Genomic DNA, 16,862 nt, shown 5'->3' with positions numbered 1-16,862 from the left:
AGACGAACCAGGGTTTTTCGAAACCGACACGGTGGCCCATTGCGGGCCAACCCTGCAAGGCGAATTCGCCCGCACCCTAACCATGACTGATGTGCGCACCGGGTGGGTGCACCTAGAAGTGCTCCGTCATAACGCCCAAGTGCACATCCTGGCAGGATTGGACCGGGCCGCAGCCGCCATCCCCTATGGGATCGCGGGCTTAGATTGTGACAACGGGTCAGAGTTCATCAACCACGAAGTCATGCACTGGGCTGCTGACCGGTTGATCTTTTTCACCCGGGGCCGGCCGTATCAAAAAAATGATCAAGCCACCGTGGAATCCAAAAACAACCACGCCGTGCGAAAATTTGGGTTTCACTACCGGTACGACACCGCAGATGAACGCGCCATCCTGGCGGCCCTATGGCAGGTGGTGGGTTTGAAACTCAACTACTTCACCGCCACCAAAAAACCCACCGGCTGGACCCAAGACGCCAGCGGGCGGCGCAAACGCCTCTATGACAAACCCAAGACTCCCTACCACCGGCTGCTGGATGCCGGGATCCTCAACGCCCAGCAGAAACAAGAGCTTCAGAAGTACCGGGCAGGTCTGGATCCGGTCGGCCTGGCTGCCGAGATCGATCAGATCCAGCAACGGTTGATCAAGCTCGCTGCGGGCAAGACTGCAAGGCTTGAACGCCAGATCGAGAAGGCTCAGGCCCTACCGGATCCCGCGGGCATCAAGGTCCACCACACCCGGGCCGGCTGAGACCCCGGTTAGCGGGGGAAATATGTGCGAGGCACGGCCTGCAATTCCCGGGGATCTTGACATGAGGCACTCCGGGGCATCTAGGCCACGAGTTACGGACGGCCGTGTGCGCGAAGCGCACGTCGGCCGCGTGACATGCACGTGTCCACTGAGAAGAAGGGGCTCGCGCTATCGCGCGTGTTGGCCTCGGCAGTGCTGCCTGGCGAAGCGTGAAACGTAGCTTGACCTCGACCGACGCCGACTACAGACTCCATTGCCGCCGAGCTCATGATCAGTCTCTCGCTCCGAGTGTTGACCTGGCCGCGACGGCATAGTTTTTCATAGTGCCATGAACAGAAGCACATGGGCATACTTCGGCTCCTATAGCTTGTCCCTCCTGGGCAACGGCATCGCATCAATCGTCCTGCCTCTTTTGGTGCTCGCGCGAACCGGTGACATCCTCGCCGCCGGAATCGTGGCGAGCGTTACATCTGCAGTGAGCGCGGTGATTGGACTATTCGCCGGCGTGTTAATCGATCGCATCAATCGTCGAACGATCTCGATCATCAGTGATGTTATTTCTGCCAGTGCGGTTGTAGCGCTTCCGATTGTTGACGCAACCGTAGGACTAAATTTAGCTTGGTTCATCGGCTTGGCAGTGTTAGGAGCTTTTGGGGATGCGCCTGGAATGACTGCCAGAGAGGCACTTTTGCCGAAATTGGCTAAGTTGAATAATGAACGCCCAGACACACTTGATCGTCTTGTTGGAACACGCGAGGCTCTTTCTGGTGCGCTCATGTTGGCTGGTCCGGGTCTAGGTGGGTTACTGATTGCCGTTTTCGGCGTTGGATCCACGACTTTATTTGTAACTGCGGCTACGACCCTAACCGCTGCAGTTGCCTCATATGGAATCCAACATAGAGCAGGAGACCCTGACCCTCTGGAATGCGCGGACAAGCATCAGTACCGCTCTCCGATGGTTGCAGTTCTGTCTGAACTCGGTGTGGCTCTACGGTTCTTGTTCTCTCAGCGCCTTATTCTTGGCGCCACCGTGCTTACCGCTTTGTTTGTTGCCACCTCCGCTGCGCTGCAGACGAGCTTGCTACCTGCATTCTTCGCGGCTGAAGATCTTCCCGGGCTCACGGGGCTGGTCGTCGCATGCCTATCCGCCGGAAGCCTGGTCGGGGCCGGTATATACGCTGTGACTGTAGGAAAGATATCGCGACGGACCTGGTTTGTTGTCGGGATGATTGGGACTTTGGTGGGATACATCGGCCTAGGAGTAATGGCAACTCCTTGGCTCGTAATTACCGCCGCTGTGGTTATAGGCCTTGCTGGCGCGCCCGTTTCGGCCGTGCTTGGAGTAGCGACAATTGAGGCTACGCCGGACCAAATGCGAGGTAGAGTGCTAAGCGCTCAGAATACTATTATGCTCGCGGCGCCAGCTGTATCGTCTGCCCCAATAGCTGCTGTCGCGAGCAACTGGGGGCTACCGGCGGCAGGGCTTTCTCTGGCAACTGTAATTGGTATCGTAGTTGCGGTTAGCATCGTAACGCCTGCGTTTAAGAACCTCGACAGTGTTCTGCCGAGCACCGACGCAGACGACTGATGTAATTCCCCGCGAGGTTGTGAACGCGTTCAGCTGGGGTGAGACCGCCGATGCCGGTGTGGGGTCGGTGATGATTGTAGTAGTGCAACCAGTCGGGGTAGGTTGCGGCGCGGGCTTCGTCACTGTAATAGGTTTGGGCATAGGCCCATTCCTGGGCCAGGGTGCGGTTGAAGCGTTCGACTTTGCCATTGGTTTGGGGTCGGTAGGGTTTGGTGAAGCGATGCTTGACGGTGTCCCCAAGGTTGGCCTTGAACAGGCGTGAGCGGTAACAGGCGCCATGATCAGTCATCACGGCCTGCACGGTGATCCCAGCATCGGCGAAGAATGCTTGGGCGCGTTGCCAGAACCCTGCGGCGGTCTCTTTGCGCTCATCGGACAGGATCTCAGAATAGGCCAGCCGCGAGTGATCATCCACGGCGTGGTGTAAGAACGCATAGCCGCGGCCCGTGTTGCCGTACCCGTTGTTTTTGCGGCCTGCGACCCCGAGTTTCCGATGGCCACCGCCGTCAGGGATTCGGCCCAGTTTCTTGATATCCACGTGCACGAGTTGCCCGGGAGCCGATTTTTCATAACGGATGGGGGCTGGTGTGCGCACCGGCAGCCCGGTGGTCTGATCCACGTGCGCTAACCGGGGCATCCGGTATCGGGCCAGCACCCGACCCACCGTGGAGCGGGCGATACCCAGGTGATAACTGATCCGATGCGGGCCCCACCGGCGGGTGAACCGCAACGCAATGATGCGCCGCTCCTTGCGAACAGACAACCGATGGGGTGACCGATGCGGCCGCGACGATCGATCCGTCAGCGGCTCCCCGGCCCGATAGCGAGCGGCCCACTTCGAGGCCGTGGCAGGTGAGACTTGCAAGCGTTCGGCCGCTCGACGAATCGTCCAGCCGTGCTCAACAATCAACACAGCAAGGCGACGACGGCCTTCAGGAGTCAACGGTGCATTAGAGTGGAACATGAAGACCTCCGGTTTTCAGACGCAGGTTGTGCTAACCCCATCTGTACCGGAGGTCTTCTTCCTACCGCGAGTGTTCACAACCTCCCGGGGAACTACACCTAGGCACCGTCAGCTCGATATCGCCGACCTCGCTGGCGACCGTCTTGGAATACGAGCCATTACGGGCATTGACCGGCCGGTCCGTGACGGCTTTAGCCTCCCGGTCACCAGGCCCGTAACCCAGATGCGAGGTCATCTGAGCCTGCAGGCCCCGTTCGAGTGCTTCCTTGATCAGTTCAGGAATCACTCCACCGTTGCCGGTCAGCTCGATCTCACCGGCGTCGATCCGAGCGAAAAGCTCGTCCAAGGCGCCACTGGCCTTCAACTGCGCAACAACATCAGCCCCACCAGGCTGATCAACACGATCATCTGTCATGGTCATCATCATGTCCTCTCATCGATGACTCTGTACACAAACAATCTGACACCCTCGTCTTTGCCACAGTTCTCAACATAAAACGTTGTTCGAAATCCTCGAACTCCTATGGCGGGTCACCAAGCGGAGAAGTTCTCGGTGACCTGCCTTTGACTAACACTGTCTTTCTCCCAACGCGATCGAAGAGATCGCAGAGGAAGAAACACAGCACCACAGGCGCGCTCCATGCTATGCGTGAGCGGGGCGAGATGGTGGACTGTTCAGGAACGTATCATTGAATGATTTTGCCGCATGTCAAAGCCAGGATCCTCTCTTAGGTGAAGGGTAATCCGCTAATGACACAGCGAGAAAAGGTATTTTCCAAGCGCGACGAAACGAATAAACTATGGTAAGACCAGAGTTTCACAATGTATTTGGAAGGTAGAACGCATCATGTCGTGGCAAAATAATCCTGGCCCGCAGGGTTCCGATCAGCAGGGTCCCCAACCAAATCCAGGTCAGGGCCAACCTTCTGGCTCAGGACAGTGGCAACAGCCTCAACAACCGGGACCATATCAGCAACCGCAACAGCCAGGTTTCCCGCAGGCAGGCCCTGCCGGTCAACGTTTTGGTGCTTCTGGAAGTGCACCCGGTGGTTTTCCGGGTGCAGTGACAAAGATGGAAGAACCTCAGGCATCCAAGATCGCCAAACTATTAGTGTTGGCCTCGGCCGCGGTGATGGTGGTGCATGCCATTTTGCAGATGGTCATCCTGGACGTGCGCGGAATCGTGACTAGCAGTTTTGTTGAAATTGACACCACCGGTACTGGTGTAACAGAGCGAGAGGTCATTGACGGTGCAACGGGTGCCGTTTCCGCATTGGCCTACGGAGTAGCGGCTTTCGTGTTGCTCATCAGCCTCGGTTTGTATGCTCTTGTGTATTTCGGCATGCGCGCCAATAAGAACTGGGCCAGAATCCTCGGTATTATCTTCGCGATTTTGGGAGGTCTGTCCTACCTGGGGACGCTGTTGACAAGCTTTGGCCACGTCGACACGGCCGGGATGATTATCGACCTGCTTGCAGGTCTGTTAGGTACGGCGATTGCGGTGTACTTCCTCGTGCTCGTGTTCCGCAAAGACGTCGCGGACTGGTACCGTGTCCAGTCTTTGCCAAAGTTCTAATCAATACCAGCTCCTCGGGTTCTTGGAGCTGACGTGTGGGCCATGAAGCGATATTCAGCTTGATGGCCCACCGTTTTAACCTGGAACTTGACGTTTGTTGGCACCTGCCGGCAGAAGCCGTGAGCCAGTAGAATAGTGGTCGCAGAGTTTTTCGCGTGAAAGGCCCTACTGTGAGCGACTTCCTGCCAGACAAGCACCCCTACACGACATGGATGCGACGTTACACCTTGGTGCCTGAACTCGCCGAAGAGTTCATCCAATTTTTGATTCACGAAGTCTTCCCAGCTCGCCGTGAATTTGGTTTCGAGCCATTACATGTATGGGTTGACGCCGATCGATCGCAGGTAACCTGGCTTGTTGGTGCAGCGTTGGATTCTCAAGATTTCGCCAGGCTGGAGGAGAACTGGGAAAACTCGGAGATCCGGGCCGATGTTTTTGACGGCAAACCCGCATACGTTGTAGCCAAAGACCTCCGTGAGGTTCAATCGGTGCCCATTGGCCCAGAGATCTAGTTAGTCCTCCTGTGGCGTCCGTGCCTGGGCGCGTGCCCGTTTTGAAGCCAAGCTCCTCACCAGCTCGGTTGCTGTGGCCATTGCGGCCATCCCTGCCATGACTCGGCGGGGTTTAGACAGACCCAACCGGAAGAGGCCGTAGCTGACCTTCCGATCCAGGCTCAGGAGCGGTCGGCGTGCCACCAAGGTAATCGTCGATGCCAACGCTCCGGCCACCCATGCTGGGACAACGGCCCGGGGCGCTTTTGGGTGATGCCTACGCAGACTGTCGAAGTCTGCGGTGTCGTAATAGTCCTGGGCAAATTCTTTGGCCAGATTGTCGTTGGCCGTTTGGATTGCGTGCGCCGTGGTCAAGCCCACAAGTGCACAGGTGGCGCCCCAGTACACCCATGACTTCAGGAAGGAGAGCTGATGTGGGTTAATAAGCGTGAGAGCAATACTAGTGGCGTTGAGGCCGACAGAGGTGAGATCGTTGTAGTCCGCATAGGAAATTAAGGTCTGTGGGGGTGCTTCAGCGTATGCTTGCTGTGGGCTTTTTGGGGTATGCGTCATCACACATCCGGTTCCGTCTACCAGGCGAACGCGCTGATCAGAGCATGCTAGTTGTACTCTTTTGTAATACTTATAGTTGATTGTACAATTGTCAAATAAAAGTAATGGATCTAAATAGGGTGTATCTTGAATCACGAAGTGTTCAGTGTATCGAACTGATTTAAATTAGGTTGCTCGTGCTGACTGCTTCAAAATGCCCTCGGTCGCAACCATGTGAGTGGCTACCTTACAGAATAACCTTTGAGGAACAATTCAGTGCCACCTAGGGTTCAAGATAAGAGGTTAGATGAAACGTTAAATATGCGAATGCCCATGTGTGGCAGAGTGGGACGACTGATATGTACGTGACGCGTTTGGGTAGAAATCAATTCTGTATGCCGATGCTCACTGTGCAATAAACACTAGCGCTTAACAGTGTTGGTTCAGATCCTGTGGCCTGGAATACAACACTCAGGGGCTCGTTGGTGCATTATTTGGTGTGAGCAATTTCTTCTAAATACTGCTGGAGTAGTTCACGGTCCTGAACGTGAGTTAAGGTTTTAAACGCTATAGGTGCGGTTACCCACTGAATTTGGTCGATTTCGTCGTTGGCGACAAAGGTGCCTTCTTCGGCCACGGACATCACCCAGTAATGGACTTCTTTATTTGGATACTTCTTGGTTCCTAAATCGTGCCGAGGAATGCAAACACATGCCGTTTCTTCATGTACTTCTCTTAGGGCAGTTTGGAGAATATCTTCACCAGGATCTTGTTTTCCCTTAGGAAAAGACCAGTCGGAATATCTAGGCCGGTGTACTAAAAGATAGTGGAGTTCACCATTGATATCTCGTGCAACCAACCCTCCTGCGGCGATAATGGTATGATTCAATCGATCAATCCTTCTCTAAAGATGGCTGAAAAGCATGGTTATGTGAGATCTAATATTCCCTTCACGCCACCATCTTTTTCTTTTACAAATAACGTTACTGAATCTGCGGCCTCGATGATCTTTGTGGTTGCGTATCGTCCTGTCATGATGATGTTTGTTTCGGAAGACCTCACACCAATGGCTTCCGTGACTGCGTTTTCCGAGAGCCAACCGTGGGATACCGCATTTGTGATTTCATCTAGCACTACAAGTTTCTTTCCTGGACGTCCAATCTCTTCTTTGGCTGTTACCAGCGCTGTTTGAGCTAGAGATCGAGGATCTTTTGCACCCCACGTTAACGTTCTTGAAAATGTCAGCCATCGAATGCCTAGTATTTTTGCTCCAGAGGATTCTGCTAAATTCCAGGGGACACCCTTAATAAATTGGATGACGATGGTGTCCTGCCCTTGTCCTACCGACCTAAGGGCGTAACCGAAAGCTGCGGTACTTTTGCCCCATCCTTCGCCGTAAAAAAGCATAACTATGCCTGGCGATTCGGACCTTAGACTAGCATTAATTGTTGGTTGGTTTTCGTTCATGACATATTTCCGAAAAACACTGCGCCACTAGCTTCTATGTTTGCGCTGACTGATTGCCCAACGTCAAAGTTGCTTGTGCTTGTAGCGATAAGATCACGTTGGTCATGCAGGCGTACGCGAATACGGTATTGGCGACCCTCAAAATTGCAACTTACAACTGTACCGGCAATTCCATCTGAGTTTTCAGACAGAGTGACTGCATCAGGATGGATGTATGCAACCGGTTCGTCTGATCGTCCAGCACCGTCCTCGCCTGGACCGCACCATCGCCCTACTATTTCCTTATCGTTTAGAAGTGCGGTGGAGGAGGACATGGGGGATGTAGAGATGTCTAGTCGGTCAAGTTCTAGACGGGTCGTGAAGCCTGTTATATTCGCTACCCAGCCGCTGGCTGGGGCGGTAAATAACTCCTCTGGTTTGGCAAGTTGGACCCTTTCGCCTTCGTGTAGTACAAGGATTTTGTCCGCGAGGCTGAGTGCTTCCGTAATGTCGTGTGTAACGTAGAGTACCGTCGTGTCGATTACTGAGAAGAGTTGCTTTAGTTCCTCTCGCATTTCGTCTCGTAAGGAGGCATCGAGATTCGATAAAGGTTCGTCGAATAATAATAAACTCGGCCGTGTTGCAAGTGCGCGAGCTATAGAAACACGTTGTTGTTGGCCTCCAGATAACTCCCCTGGTTTTCTGTTCTCTAATCCTGAGAGTTGTAGCATTTCCATAAGCTCTGCAACTCTTCGAGTACGGAGTTGAGAGTCTGTTTTGTTTCGACCGTATTTTAGTCCATATCCGATAGTTTGCCTGACGTTCAAGTGTGGCCACAAAGCGTAGTCTTGGAACACCATGCCAAGCCCTCGCCGTTCGGTTGGTACTTGGCGGGCAGGCGAAGATATCGTCTCGCCAGCCATTGATATGGTTCCCGCCGCCGGTCGCAAAGATCCCGCGACAATTTTCAATAAAGTGGACTTTCCACATCCTGATGGACCGAGAACTGCGAGCGTTGTGCCTTTTCCGACTTTCAGGGAAATGTTATGCAGTGCCCAGTCGTCGGTGCCATATTTAGCGCCTATACCATCAAGACGGAGACCTTCAGTAGGGTAATCACTGCTAGACGTCATCGCTGACCCCTTCCATGTTCTATTTCTGACGCATGAGTCTCTTGCCGACTATTTGGGAAAAGGCGACCAATATGATCATTAGGACCATACTGATCATCGCCCCTGCTGTTGCGTATCCGTACTCACCTTTTTCGTACTCGGCGAGAATCTCAACCGGGAGTGTGTCGAAGGAGGGCGGCGCAAGCATCGTTGCGCCTGCGAGGTCAAAAACGCTTGCAGCAAGAACTGCCGCAAATGCTGAAATCACAGCAGGACCTACCAGAGGTAGCAGGATTGACCTAATTCTCCGAAAGAAACCCACACCTGTAACACTTGCAGCGGTCACTAAATATTCTGATACTTGACCAAGCGCACCCATCTGCAATCTGACTGCTATAGGTAGTGCTGCCGCGACCCCAGAGAAAACGAGGAGCACCGGAGTTCCGTATAAATCTAAATTAATTGTATTTAGAGCTGGCTGATTCCAGACGAAAATATACCCCACGGCCAACACGATGCCGGGGACTGCTAAGCTTACCGTTCCGGCCAGATCTAACAACTTGTTGCCCGCAAAATTCGTGAAGGTCATCGAAATCGCCATCATGAGGCCGAGAAGAGTAGTTAAGAGGGCAACCACGACAGCGATAATTACTGAATTTCGAATCCCGTTCATCAAATTGGACCCCATTTCTAATGCCTGCTCGTAGTGGGCAAGCGTTAGATTGCTTATTGTGAATCCGTCTGCCAGTCGCTCGGACAGCGATACCTGAAGGGATGAACCGATTGGTATCCCAAGCGTTACAATAAAAGCAACTATCGAAATTAGGCTATATAGTCCTGAGATCCTGCTTTGTCTCTTTGTATTTTGAACCGAGCTCCCGGAGAGAAAACTGAAGGAGGAGCTCCTCAAGATTCTTAAGTATATGAATATCGCAATGGCAACGATTATTACTAAATAGAGGGATAAAACGCCTCCAAGTGCAAAGTTTACTGGACTTTGGCGCACGGACGCGTATATCGAATAGGGGAGAGTCGGAAAATTGTATTGAGACGATATGGCAGCAGGAAGACCAAAATCACCCAGCGTCTCTACGAAGACAAGCAACGCTCCGGATATCACTGCGGGGGCTAACAAGGGGAGGCGAAGGGTCCAGAAAACGGTCCAGGGGGATACCCCGAGCGAAGCGGCAGCTTCCCAGAGAGATGAGGTGTTCCAGTTTAGCGCAGCTGAAGTCGCCAGGTAAGACAACGGGAAATTGGTGAGTGCCATGACCGCAATTATCCCACCCGTGCTAAAAACTAATTGCGATACGTCGATTCCAAAAGTGTTTAGGGCAACTCCGCTTGGAGAAGCAAACATCACCCAGCCCTGGGCAATAATAAAGGATGGGCTGACAAGCAGAATCCAGACACATGCATCTATCAAGCTGGCAAATCGGAATTCCTTCGTGTGTCGTATGTAGGCGAGGGACATACCGATTAGGGTGCCTATGACCATGGAACCTGTGGCAAGCGTCAAGGAATTGAATAAACTCGCTTGCCAAAGCGGTCGTTCAAATATTTCTAGCAGAAGTTGTGGCTCGATCTGCCAGTCCCTTGTTAATCCCAATCCCGGGGCAAAGCCTTGTGCTATTACGAATAAGAGTGGTAGGCCGATCAAGACAAAGCAAATCGAGACCAGGATCCAACCAGCAGTCCGCGAACTATCGAGTGTTTTCAAAGTTGAACGTTCTGACCTTTGTGGTAGGAGGGATCTATCTCTTACTGAAGCTGCATATTGGCGAACCAGTCTTTTATCTCGGCTTCGTTTTCAGCGGCGAATTCAGCATCGGTGCTTTGGATATTTGGGTCTTCGGGTCGCGCGTCGGGCAGGCTGGATTGGTCTACGCCCTTCACATACGGCGTGATGATTCCATCGTCTTCACCCTCTTCCATCAAGTAGGTCATGTTGTCTGAATCCAGCATCCAATCGATGAGTGCGGCAGCCGCGCACGGTCGTGGAGTGTTAGCGCTAATCGCGGCTGCCCGGACTACTCCGGGTGATCCTTCGTCAGACCACACGATTTCGATCGGTTCCCCAGACTCCATAAATTCGTATGCGTGTTGCTCTTGGAGGATGGCGGTTTTCACCCCGCCCGTTGCCAATGCGGTCGCCACTGGGCCATTCTTGTCGTACAGGTTTAGCCCATTCTGATTTATCGTACTGAAATATTCCTCGGCTTCTTCTGTTCCGAGCTCTTGAAAAATCCAAGAAACGATGGGGTATGCCGGTGCTGCGACTGCCGGATCAGCGATGCCAACTGGCGCGTATTCAGGTTTAGTCAAGTCTTCCCAAGTTTCAGGGGCGTCACTTTCTTCAAACTCTTCAGTATTGTAAGCGATCACCCCAGCGGCGTGCTCGGAAATCGGGATCCACGCTCCATCTTCTGGAAGTAAATCTTGTGCCTCCTCTTCAAGATTATTCAGATTTCCTACAGGTGGGTTTTCGAGGAAATAACCTTGCTGACGCAACGATTCCAAACTGCCGTGGCCGTCAAGGAGCACTACATCCCATTGAGGATTGTTGGCCTCTGCTGAGATACGCGCGAGTACCTCTCCGCCGCCTAAATCGGCAATATCCGTTTCGATGCCTGTATCCGCTGTGAATTCATCCGTCAGGGTTGGTCCCCAAGGGTTCATATACACCCTAAGACTGCCTTCTTCAGTGGAACATTCTTCGGCATCTAGGGCTGGAGCTGAAGCAGCTTCTTGCTCAGCATCATTTGAGGCAGGCCCACATCCCGCGAGTGACAGCGTTACGGTGATGGCCAAGCCGCCCACAAAAACCTTCCCTGCGTTGTTCATTAAGACCACAAGCCTTCCTGTCCAATTGATGTCCCTATTATTCATTAGCTTGTCTCGGATGGCGAAGCGTCACATCAAAAAGTGCTTACTAAGCCTCGTACGTGTCCATGCTAAGTGGAGGTGTTGCACTGAGTATTTATTGTGTAACAACACGGTGAACAATCGAGGTAAATTGCCGTCAAATTTTCCGAGTGATATTTACGTGTATTCCATCAAGAGTTTTCTATTAGATACTCTAAATTTACTGGAGGGACACTTTTCGGTAGATATGGCAGAAGCAGGCGAGGTGTGTGGGCAGATGAGCCTGAAGGAAGAGAATTTAGTACGCACTTGTCTGGTGTAAACGACGCTGTCTCCCCTGCGGTGAATGCGGGCGACCAGTAGATTTATGTAGCTGTCGGAACTAGGTTCGATTAGGTTGTCACCTATGTAAGTTGCGGGATAAAAAGTCTTGGCCCGGGGCGAGTGCGCGACGTGCGTACTCACCCCGGGCCAAGGGCCAAGTTTACTGGAGTGTTAGAAGCTACGGGCCAAGATAGCCTGCTTGACTTCAGCGATAGCCTTGGTCACCTGAATACCGCGGGGGCATGCCTCGGTGCAGTTGAAGGTGGTGCGGCACCGCCATACGCCCTCTTTATCGTTGAGGATTTCCAGGCGCATGTCGCCGGCATCGTCACGGGAGTCGAAGATGAAGCGGTGAGCGTTCACGATCGCCGCCGGACCGAAGTACTGGCCATCGGTCCAGAAAATTGGGCACGAGGAGGTGCATGCTGCGCACAGAATGCACTTGGTGGTGTCATCGAACCGTTCGCGCTCAGCAGCGGACTGGATCCGCTCCCGAGTCGGCTCCTGATTGTCGTTGGACACCAGGAACGGCATGATTTCGCGGTAGGACTGGAAGAAGGGCTCCATGTCCACGATCAGGTCTTTCTCGCACGGCAGACCCTTGATCGGCTCGACGGTGATCGGCTTGGTGTGGTCAAGATCCTTCAGCAGGGTTTTGCAGGCCAAGCGGTTGCGTCCGTTGATGCGCATCGCATCGGAACCGCACACACCGTGAGCGCAGGAACGACGGAAGGACAGAGTACCGTCGTGTTCCCACTTGATCTTGTGCAGGGCATCCAGCACACGGTCAGTGGGGTACATTTCCAGTTGCCAGGTATCCCAGTAGGCATCTTCCTGGAACTCGGGGAGGTAACGACGTACCTGAACGGTGACGGTCAGGGTTTCCAGTTCTCCGGCGCCACCCTGATCGCCGAGGTCAATCTGTGATGCCGGCTCGGCCGGTTCAGCATATGTTGCAGTCATCAGTACTTACGCTCCATCGGTTCGTATCGGGTTTGGACGACGGGTTTGGTCTCGAAGCGGATACCTCTAATGCCTTCGGTTTCCGATTCGGAGTCGCGGTAGAGCATGGTGTGCTTCATCCACTTTTCGTCATCACGATCGGGGAAGTCCTCGCGGTAGTGACCACCGCGGGACTCTTGACGGTGCAAAGCGGCAACGGTCATTGCCTCAGCGATATCGAGCAAGTAGCCCAGCTCCAGCCCTTCGAGCAGGTCAAGGTTGAAACGACGACCCTTATCCTGGACCGAAACGTTTTCGTACCGCTGACGCAGGTCGCCGATCTCGTCCAGGGCGCGACGGATCGATTCTTCGGTGCGGAACACCTGCACGTCGGCGTCCATGACTTCCTGCAGGCGGGCACGCAGGTCAGCGACCTTCTCGTTGCCGGTCGCCGAGCGCAATTTCTCGATCTCGTCGACCACGAAGGATTCGCCGTTTTCAGGAAGTTCTACCCACTCAGCATCTTCGGCATAGCGAGCAGCGTCAATGCCAGCGCGACGACCGAAGACGTTGATGTCGAGCAAAGAGTTGGTGCCCAGACGGTTCGAGCCGTGCACGGAGACGCACGCAACCTCTCCGGCAGCGTAGAGGCCGGGAACAACGGTGTCGTTGTCCTGCAGTACTTGGGCATCAATGGTGGTTGGAATACCGCCCATGAAGTAGTGACAGGTCGGGAACACCGGAACCGGTTCGTAATAGGGCTCCACGCCCAGGTACGTGCGGGCGAACTCGGTAATGTCAGGAAGCTTGGCGTCAATGTGGGCCGGCTCGAGGTGGGTAAGGTCCAATAGGACGTAGTCCTTATTCGGGCCACAACCGCGCCCCTCACGCACCTCGTTGGCCATGGAACGAGCCACAATGTCACGTGGTGCGAGGTCCTTAATGGTCGGTGCGTAGCGCTCCATGAAACGCTCGCCCTCAGAGTTACGAAGAATACCGCCCTCACCGCGCGCGGCTTCAGAGAGCAAAATACCCAAGCCAGCCAGACCGGTGGGGTGGAACTGCACGAATTCCATGTCTTCCAGTGGCAGGCCGTGGCGGTAGGCGATTGCCATACCATCACCCGTCAGGGTGTGGGCGTTGGAGGTGGTCTTGAAAACCTTGCCGGCACCACCGGTAGCGAAGACAACAGACTTGGCCTGGAAAATGTGGATCTCTCCGGAGGCCAAATCATAGGAAACAACGCCAGCCACGCGCTTCTGTGTGTAAGGCGTGCCGTCTTCGCGGGTGGCTTCTTCATCAACCAGCAACAGGTCCAGCACATAGTATTCGTTGAAGAATTCCACGTTGTGCTTCACACAGTTCTGATACAGCGTCTGCAGAATCATGTGACCGGTACGGTCTGCAGCGTAGCAAGACCGTCGCACCGGGGACTTTCCGTGTTCGCGAGTGTGACCGCCGAAGCGTCGCTGGTCGATTTTGCCTTCCGGGGTGCGGTTGAAGGGCAACCCCATCTTCTCAAGGTCGAGCACCGCATCGATGGCTTCTTTAGCCATGATCTCCGCGGCGTCCTGGTCCACGAGGTAGTCGCCACCCTTAATGGTGTCGAAGGTGTGCCACTCCCAGTTATCTTCTTCAACGTTGGCTAGCGCCGCACACATACCACCCTGGGCAGCACCGGTGTGAGACCGGGTGGGGTAAAGCTTGGTCAGTACGGCGGTGCGGGTGCGTTGGCCGGCTTCAATAGCTGCACGCATCCCCGCGCCACCGGCACCAACGATGACAACATCGTATTTATGTACCTGAACCTGCATCTGGTGGAATCTTCTTTCTGTTAGGTCATCGAGTGGCTCGGAGTGATTCGGTGGGTCCGAGCGTTACGGAAAGATCCGGTCTTTAGCCGAATTGCGGCATGGAATAGCAGAAGCTCGGCGAACGGTCGAGCAGGTTGCCTGCGTCATCGACCATGCAGGGCTCAAAGGTGAAGATCACCAGGGTGCCCAAGACGATGATGGCGACCGAAGCCAAGTACAGAGCCATCTTCAACCAGAAACGGGTGCGGTCTGAACTGGTGTAGTCCTCAATGATTGTAGCCACACCAAACGTCCCGTGGATCATGGCCAACCAGAGCATGACGAGGTCCCAGATCTGCCACAACGGGTTTGCCCACTTGCCGGCAACGAGACCAAAGTCAATCCCGTGCACACCGTCACCAATCATCAAGTTGGAAAACAGGTGAACAAAAATCAGCACCAGCAGGATGGGGCCTGAAATGCGCATAAACAGCCATTTCAGCATTTCCTTGCTGGTATTCGAGCTGGAAGATTTCCGAGTGAATTTCGGGTCAATGGCACCGGTGCGCGGTGCTGCGATATTGGTTTCTTCGGTAGTAACGCTCATCCTAGACCCCCGCAAACGCTAACATCAGGTGGCGAACGGTGAAACCACCGACCACGACGACCCAGGCAATCAACACGATCCACAGCATGGTTTGGTGGTGTTTGGTGCCCTTTTTCCAGAAGTCCACCAGCACCAGACGAATGCCGTTGAAGGCGTGAAAGACGATGCAGGCCACCAGCCCGACTTCGCCGATGGCCATCAGTGGATTCTTATACGTGCCGATCACTGCATCGTAGGCTTCCGGAGAAACCCGCACGAGTGCGGTATCGAGCACGTGGACCAAAAGGAATAGGAAGATGACGACACCGGTGATTCGGTGGGCCACCCAGGACCACATTCCTGCTTTACCGCGATAAAGCGTGCCCCTGCCGGATTTTCGAGTGGTTTCGGCAGAGGTGTCCGCGGTTGTCACAGTAGACACTTTGTAACCTCCCAAGGATGCAAGGGCGCTGGAGACACCCTCAATGTCTACGTGTCAGCGCCGGTGCGAAAATGCTTCCTTCGAAGATAAGGATAATCGCACCGGGGGGTCTGTACCCAAATGAGTCACACTGTGTGTTATCTAACGAAGTGTTTGCCCGCTACCAGACCACAAGCAAACACGTGGGGCTCTGCGCATCCTTTCCTGAACAATTCCTGAGGAAGTGCCGGTTTCAGGCCACGTTAATCATCTGACAACCTACCGGTGGCTTACTGTGGGAAGGGTGAATGCTGATCCAATCAAGAATCCCGAAGACCGTTTTTGGGCGGTCATCCCAGCCGGCGGTGTCGGCACCCGCTTGTGGCCTCTATCCCGTGCTGCAGCGCCGAAGTTCCTCCACGACCTGACAGGGTCTGGACAAACCTTGATCCGAGCGACCTACGAACGTTTGGTGCCGATCTCCAAAGAACGCACCATGGTCGTGACTGGTCGGGCGCACCACGACGCCGTATGCACCCAGTTGCCCGATATCTCGGAGTCCAACCTCTTACTTGAGCCAGAACCGAAGGATTCCGCCGCCGCTATTGGGCTGGCGGCTGCGGTGCTGTATCACCGAGATCCAGAGATCATTATGGGATCTTTTGCTGCAGATCAGGTGATTGGTCCCGACCACGTTTTCCGGCAGGCAGCTCGGGAAGCCATCGCTACCGCTGCCGACGGATATATTGTCACGATCGGTATCAAGCCAACGTACCCATCGACAGGTTTTGGATACATTAAGGCAGGCGCACGGCTGGACGTGGATAATGCTCCGACTGCCCACGGCGTACAGCGCTTCGTGGAAAAACCCGAGCAGCACCTGGCGGAAGAATATGTTGCCTCGGGGGACTACTTGTGGAACGCCGGAATGTTTGTCGCTCCGGTGGGACTGATGCTGGAACACCTGAAACGCACTGAACCGGAGCTATATGAGGGACTGATGGAAATCGCCGCGGCGTGGGGGACCCAGCACCAAGAAACGGTGCTGGAACGGATTTGGCCGACCCTGCCGAAAACTGCCATTGATTACGCGGTGGCAGAACCAGCCGCCGACGCCGGTGTCGTGGCCGTGATTCCCGGAGACTTTATCTGGGACGACGTCGGCGACTTCGCCGCCATCGCTCGGCTGAACCCGGCCCGCGATGATTCGGGAGTGACCGTTATTGGTCCCACCCCGCGGGTCTATTCTGACGATTCCACCGGTGTGGTGGTTACCGACACGTCGCGAGTCATCGCACTGATCGGGGTCGAGAACATCGTGGTGGTTGATACCGGCGATGCTTTGCTGGTGACCACCACCGACGACGCTCAATCCGTGAAGCAAGCAGTGGAAGCACTCAAAGCCCACGGTGACGACGATGTTCTTTAAGTAACATCAGATGGCGGTTGCGTTG

General features: G+C 54.3%; 17 protein-coding genes and 1 pseudogene. 5 read left to right on the top strand and 13 right to left on the bottom strand.

Annotation, left to right across the window (positions count from 1 at the left end; all coding sequences use genetic code 11):
- Together DCC25_RS07245 and DCC25_RS07240 are read left to right on the top strand one after the other, a co-directional pair.
- On the top strand, positions 1–748 hold a 748-nt coding region (locus DCC25_RS07245), incomplete at its 5' end, for a DDE-type integrase/transposase/recombinase (RefSeq protein ID WP_199445895.1).
- Positions 749–1,076: 328 nt separating this feature from the next.
- Positions 1,077–2,336: an MFS transporter gene (locus DCC25_RS07240; RefSeq protein ID WP_110101166.1), complete on the top strand. Its 1,260-nt coding sequence runs from the start codon at positions 1,077–1,079 to the stop codon at positions 2,334–2,336.
- Here the strand turns inward: DCC25_RS07240 and DCC25_RS07235 are convergent.
- The 3 genes and pseudogenes from DCC25_RS07235 to DCC25_RS07225 all read right to left on the bottom strand — a co-directional run bounded on the left by DCC25_RS07235 (position 2,290) and on the right by DCC25_RS07225 (position 4,370).
- Positions 2,290–3,300, bottom strand: a complete 1,011-nt coding sequence (locus DCC25_RS07235) for an IS481 family transposase (protein ID WP_110101165.1) — start codon at positions 3,298–3,300, stop codon at positions 2,290–2,292. The genes DCC25_RS07240 and DCC25_RS07235 overlap by 47 nt on opposite strands.
- Positions 3,301–3,397: 97 nt before the next feature.
- Positions 3,398–3,715 (bottom strand): annotated as a pseudogene (locus DCC25_RS07230) (transposase); the annotation flags it as partial.
- A 430-nt stretch (positions 3,716–4,145) separates the two neighbouring features.
- A complete protein-coding gene (locus tag DCC25_RS07225; RefSeq protein WP_110111064.1) occupies positions 4,146–4,370 on the bottom strand; it encodes a hypothetical protein in 225 nt (74 codons plus the stop codon).
- A gap of 2 nt (positions 4,371–4,372) precedes the next feature.
- On the opposite strand from DCC25_RS07225, the gene DCC25_RS07220 reads away from it, so the two are divergent.
- Positions 4,373–4,876, top strand: a complete 504-nt coding sequence (locus tag DCC25_RS07220) for a hypothetical protein (RefSeq protein ID WP_122549519.1) — start codon at positions 4,373–4,375, stop codon at positions 4,874–4,876.
- A 170-nt stretch (positions 4,877–5,046) separates the two neighbouring features.
- Positions 5,047–5,388 carry a hypothetical protein gene (locus DCC25_RS07215; protein ID WP_110101163.1) on the top strand — a complete coding sequence of 114 codons (342 nt, stop codon included), beginning with the start codon at positions 5,047–5,049 and terminating at the stop codon, positions 5,386–5,388.
- Here the strand turns inward: DCC25_RS07215 and DCC25_RS07210 are convergent, their stop codons facing one another.
- The 10 genes from DCC25_RS07210 to sdhC all read right to left on the bottom strand — a co-directional run bounded on the left by DCC25_RS07210 (position 5,389) and on the right by sdhC (position 15,429).
- Positions 5,389–5,940 (bottom strand): hypothetical protein, encoded by a 552-nt coding sequence (locus DCC25_RS07210; protein ID WP_110099653.1) that lies wholly within the window; start codon positions 5,938–5,940, stop codon positions 5,389–5,391. It lies immediately after the preceding gene.
- Between the two features lie 469 nt (positions 5,941–6,409).
- Positions 6,410–6,808, bottom strand: a complete 399-nt coding sequence (locus tag DCC25_RS07205) for an NUDIX hydrolase (protein WP_158524647.1) — start codon at positions 6,806–6,808, stop codon at positions 6,410–6,412.
- Between the two features lie 38 nt (positions 6,809–6,846).
- On the bottom strand, positions 6,847–7,386 hold the full coding sequence (locus DCC25_RS07200; protein ID WP_110099651.1) for a cob(I)yrinic acid a,c-diamide adenosyltransferase: 540 nt from the start codon (positions 7,384–7,386) through the stop codon (positions 6,847–6,849).
- The gene (locus DCC25_RS07195; protein WP_110099650.1) at positions 7,383–8,498 is read right to left on the bottom strand and encodes an ABC transporter ATP-binding protein; all 1,116 of its coding nucleotides are present in this window, start codon (positions 8,496–8,498) and stop codon (positions 7,383–7,385) included. Before DCC25_RS07195 ends, DCC25_RS07200 begins: the two co-directional genes overlap by 4 nt.
- 19 nt (positions 8,499–8,517) lie before the next feature.
- Positions 8,518–9,975, bottom strand: coding sequence for an iron ABC transporter permease (locus DCC25_RS07190; RefSeq protein ID WP_146206434.1), 1,458 nt, complete (start codon positions 9,973–9,975; stop codon positions 8,518–8,520).
- Between the two features lie 263 nt (positions 9,976–10,238).
- Entirely contained in the window at positions 10,239–11,321 is a 1,083-nt protein-coding gene (locus DCC25_RS07185) for an ABC transporter substrate-binding protein (RefSeq protein ID WP_166769883.1), read from the bottom strand.
- Between the two features lie 516 nt (positions 11,322–11,837).
- Positions 11,838–12,629, bottom strand: a complete 792-nt coding sequence (locus tag DCC25_RS07180) for a succinate dehydrogenase iron-sulfur subunit (RefSeq protein ID WP_110099647.1) — start codon at positions 12,627–12,629, stop codon at positions 11,838–11,840.
- Positions 12,629–14,422: a succinate dehydrogenase flavoprotein subunit gene (gene sdhA, locus DCC25_RS07175; protein ID WP_110099646.1), complete on the bottom strand. Its 1,794-nt coding sequence runs from the start codon at positions 14,420–14,422 to the stop codon at positions 12,629–12,631. The genes DCC25_RS07180 and sdhA overlap by 1 nt, the downstream gene beginning before the upstream one ends.
- Before the next feature lie 82 nt (positions 14,423–14,504).
- Positions 14,505–15,008, bottom strand: coding sequence for a succinate dehydrogenase hydrophobic membrane anchor subunit (locus DCC25_RS07170; RefSeq protein ID WP_110099645.1), 504 nt, complete (start codon positions 15,006–15,008; stop codon positions 14,505–14,507).
- A gap of 1 nt (position 15,009) precedes the next feature.
- Entirely contained in the window at positions 15,010–15,429 is a 420-nt protein-coding gene (sdhC, locus tag DCC25_RS07165; RefSeq protein WP_255410766.1) for a succinate dehydrogenase, cytochrome b556 subunit, read from the bottom strand.
- 283 nt (positions 15,430–15,712) lie between these two features.
- Here sdhC and DCC25_RS07160 point away from each other — a divergent pair, with 283 nt between their 5' ends.
- Positions 15,713–16,837: a mannose-1-phosphate guanylyltransferase gene (locus DCC25_RS07160; RefSeq protein WP_233487953.1), complete on the top strand. Its 1,125-nt coding sequence runs from the start codon at positions 15,713–15,715 to the stop codon at positions 16,835–16,837.
- Positions 16,838–16,862: the final 25 nt, after the last annotated feature.

The organism is Auritidibacter sp. NML120636 (genome assembly GCF_003185945.1).
Taxonomy (GTDB): domain Bacteria; phylum Actinomycetota; class Actinomycetes; order Actinomycetales; family Micrococcaceae; genus Auritidibacter; species Auritidibacter ignavus.
Note: the sequence above shows the minus strand (reverse complement) of the source record. Positions and strands in the feature narration are given on the sequence as shown.

Bases quoted from the DNA above. Each gene is read 5' to 3' on its own strand.
- DCC25_RS07185 (WP_166769883.1), bottom strand. From the start codon at position 11,321: ATGAACAACGCAGGGAAGGTTTTTGTGGGCGGCTTGGCCATCACCGTA.
- sdhA (WP_110099646.1), bottom strand. From the start codon at position 14,422: ATGCAGGTTCAGGTACATAAATACGATGTTGTCATCGTTGGTGCCGGT.
- DCC25_RS07180 (WP_110099647.1), bottom strand. From the start codon at position 12,629: ATGACTGCAACATATGCTGAACCGGCCGAGCCGGCATCACAGATTGAC.
- DCC25_RS07235 (WP_110101165.1), bottom strand. From the start codon at position 3,300: ATGTTCCACTCTAATGCACCGTTGACTCCTGAAGGCCGTCGTCGCCTT.
- DCC25_RS07190 (WP_146206434.1), bottom strand. From the start codon at position 9,975: ATGGTCATAGGCACCCTAATCGGTATGTCCCTCGCCTACATACGACAC.
- DCC25_RS07200 (WP_110099651.1), bottom strand. From the start codon at position 7,386: ATGAACGAAAACCAACCAACAATTAATGCTAGTCTAAGGTCCGAATCG.
- DCC25_RS07195 (WP_110099650.1), bottom strand. From the start codon at position 8,498: ATGACGTCTAGCAGTGATTACCCTACTGAAGGTCTCCGTCTTGATGGT.
- DCC25_RS07220 (WP_122549519.1), top strand. From the start codon at position 4,373: ATGGAAGAACCTCAGGCATCCAAGATCGCCAAACTATTAGTGTTGGCC.
- DCC25_RS07170 (WP_110099645.1), bottom strand. From the start codon at position 15,008: ATGAGCGTTACTACCGAAGAAACCAATATCGCAGCACCGCGCACCGGT.
- DCC25_RS07210 (WP_110099653.1), bottom strand. From the start codon at position 5,940: ATGACGCATACCCCAAAAAGCCCACAGCAAGCATACGCTGAAGCACCC.
- DCC25_RS07240 (WP_110101166.1), top strand. From the start codon at position 1,077: ATGAACAGAAGCACATGGGCATACTTCGGCTCCTATAGCTTGTCCCTC.